Here is a 3,101-nt window from a genome sequence, read left to right on the forward strand (position 1 = left end):
GGCTCCCTGCCTCCGAGAGTCTTTAAAGGCCATACCCCGCATCGGCCCTTGGTGTTGCGCAAGATTCACTGGCGACACCAGTAAGAACCTGAACCAGAATAATCTGTGTTACCGCCCTACCGGATAGTTCGGGGCTTCTTTGGTGATCTGTACGTCGTGGACGTGGCTTTCACCCATGCCGGCAGAGGTGACGCGGACGAATTGCGGCTGGGTGCGCATTTCGTCGATGTTGTGGCTGCCGGTGTAGCCCATGGCCGCGCGCAGGCCGCCCATCAGTTGATGGACGATGGCGTTGAGCGGGCCTTTGTAGGGTACGCGGCCTTCGATGCCTTCCGGAACGAGTTTTTCAGCACCCTGGCTGGCGTCCTGGAAGTAGCGGTCGCTGGAGCCCTGGGTCTGGGACATGGCGCCCATGGAGCCCATGCCGCGGTAGGCTTTGTAGGTGCGGCCCTGGAACAGTTCCACTTCGCCCGGGGCTTCTTCGGTGCCGGCGAACATGGAGCCCATCATGACGGTGTGGGCGCCGGCGACGATGGCTTTGGCCAGGTCGCCGGAGAAGCGTACGCCACCGTCGGCGATGATGGGGATGTCAATGCCTTTCAGGCCGTCCACGACATTGGCAATGGCGCTGATCTGCGGTACGCCCACGCCACTGACGATGCGGGTGGTGCAGATGGAGCCGGGGCCGATGCCCACTTTGACCGCGTCGGCGCCGGCTTCAACCAGGGCTTTGGCGGCGTCGCCGGTGGCGATGTTGCCGCCGATGACCTGCAGCTCCGGATAATCTTTCTTGATGCGACGGACGCCCTCGATCACGTTTTTGGAGTGGCCGTGGGCAGTGTCCACCACGATCACGTCCACACCGGCCTGAACCAGAGCGGCGACCCGGTCAGGGGTGTCCGGGCTGGTGCCGACACTGGCGCCCACGCGCAGGCGACCTTCCGGGTCTTTACAGGCGTTGGGGTATTTTTCGGCTTTGTTGATGTCCTTGACGGTAATCAGGCCCTTCAGCTCGAAGTTGTCATTGACCACCAGGACTTTTTCGATACGGTGCTTGTGCAACAGGCTGCGCACTTCGTCGTTGCTGGCACCTTCTTTGACGGTCACCAGCTTTTCTTTCGGCGTCATGATGCTGGAGACCTTGGCCTCCAGGTTGGTTTCAAACCGCACGTCGCGACCGGTGACGATACCCACCAGGTCACCGTTGTCCAGCACCGGCAAGCCGGAGAAGTTGTTCTGCCGGGTCAGGGCCAGCAGGTCGCTGATGGTGGCGTTCGAGTCGATGGTGATCGGATCTTTGACCACGCCGGCCTCGAACTTCTTGACCAGGCGGACTTCCTGAGCCTGCTTTTCGATACTCATGCTTTTATGGATGATACCGATGCCACCTTCCTGGGCCATGGCAATGGCCAGGCGCGCTTCGGTGACGGTATCCATGGCGGAGGAAATCAGCGGAATATTCAGTTGAATGCCGCGGGTCAGCCGGGTTTTCAGTGAGACGTCTTTGGGCGTGACGTCTGAATAGCCCGGCAGGAGCAAAACGTCGTCGAACGTGAGGGCTTCTTCAGCAATACGCAACATACAGCCAACCTTTATCCTGAGATAAGTAAACCGTCAATTATACCGCCCACACGGCTGTGGGTAAACTGCCATCACCGGTTAAAAGTCATTGTTTTACCAGTCATTTTCGACATAAGCCCTGTCCGGTTTGGGTATAATGCCAGCATGTTTGAAAATGACCCCACAACCACCTCCGAACGGCCGATTTTCTCTGTCAGCCAACTCAACCGGCGCGCCAAGCAGTTGCTGGAAACCCACCTGCCCCTGATCTGGGTGGAGGGGGAGATCTCCAACTTTGCCCGCCCCTCCTCCGGCCACTGGTACTTCACTCTGAAGGACGATCAGGCCCAGGTGCGCTGTGCCATGTTTCGCGGCCGCAACCAGCAGGTGCGCTTCAATCCACAGCAGGGCCAGCAAGTACTGTTACGGGCCCGGGTCAGCCTGTATGAGAACCGCGGCGATTATCAGCTGATTGCCGAGCACATGGAGGAGGCCGGCGCCGGCGCCCTGCAACGCGCCTTTGAGGCGCTCAAACATAAGCTCGCGCAGGAGGGCCTGTTCGACCCGGCCCGCAAGCGGCCCATTCCCGCCCTGCCCCGTCATATTGGCGTGATCACCTCGGCCAGCGGCGCTGCGGTGCGGGATATTCTCACCGTGCTGCAGCGCCGCTTCCCGAGCATTCCGGTCACCCTGGTGCCGGTACCCGTGCAGGGCAAAGAGGCCGCTCCCGCGATTGTTGAGGCCCTGTCGTTGGCCAACCGATCGGGGCTGTTTGATGTACTGATTCTGGGCCGGGGTGGTGGTTCCCTGGAGGACCTGTGGCCGTTTAACGAGGAAGTGGTGGCCCGGGCCATTGCCGCCAGCGACCTACCGGTGATCAGCGCCGTGGGTCACGAAGTGGATGTCACCATCGCCGATTTTGTCGCCGACCTGCGCGCGCCGACCCCCTCCGCTGCTGCGGAGTTGGTGGTGCCCGACGCCAGCGAATGGTTGGTCAGGTTTCGCGGCTACGAGCAGCGCCTGACCCAACTGACGCGTCGCCGCCTGCAGGCCGAGCAACATCATCTGCAACATCTCAGCAAGCGCCTGCGTCATCCCGGGGAGCGTTTGCAGCAACAAAGCCAGCGTCTGGACAGCCTGGAGCTGCGTTTGCGTCGCGTCATGCAGCAGCGATTGGGGCAGGCACGCCAGCGCCTGGACAATCTCGCGGCTCGCCAGAAAGCGCAGCGGCCGGAGCCACAACTTCGCCAATGGCAAACCCGCATCGAGCAGCTTCGCCAGCGGCTGAACCGACAGATGCAACAGACCTTGAAGCAGCAGCGCCAGCGACTGAGCGAAGCCGGGCGATTGTTGCACGGGGTGAGTCCGCTGAACACGCTGGAGCGCGGTTATGCCATCGTGCACAACGACGCCGGTGAGGTGATTCGGGATGCGGCGCAGGTGAAGCCCGGGGAGCGGATCCGAACGCGGGTGGCGGCCGGGGAGATTCTCAGTCGGGTGGAGGAGTAGCGGTTTGATTTACGGCGGATGCGCCTTCGGCT

2 protein-coding genes are annotated in these 3,101 nt (G+C 61.7%); one reads left to right on the forward strand and one right to left on the reverse strand.

The window, feature by feature from the left end; all coding sequences use genetic code 11:
- Nucleotides 1-108: 108 nt before the first annotated feature.
- Nucleotides 109-1,581 (reverse strand): IMP dehydrogenase, encoded by a 1,473-nt coding sequence (gene guaB, locus B3520_RS03765; RefSeq protein WP_123637134.1) that lies wholly within the window; start codon nt 1,579-1,581, stop codon nt 109-111.
- A gap of 144 nt (nt 1,582-1,725) precedes the next feature.
- On the opposite strand from guaB, the gene xseA reads away from it, so the two are divergent.
- Complete coding sequence (xseA, locus tag B3520_RS03770) at nt 1,726-3,069, forward strand: exodeoxyribonuclease VII large subunit (protein ID WP_286806685.1); 1,344 nt, start codon at nt 1,726-1,728, stop codon at nt 3,067-3,069.
- Nucleotides 3,070-3,101: the final 32 nt, after the last annotated feature.

The organism is Marinimicrobium sp. UBA4509, assembly GCF_002388575.1.
GTDB lineage: Bacteria > Pseudomonadota > Gammaproteobacteria > Pseudomonadales > Cellvibrionaceae > Marinimicrobium > Marinimicrobium koreense.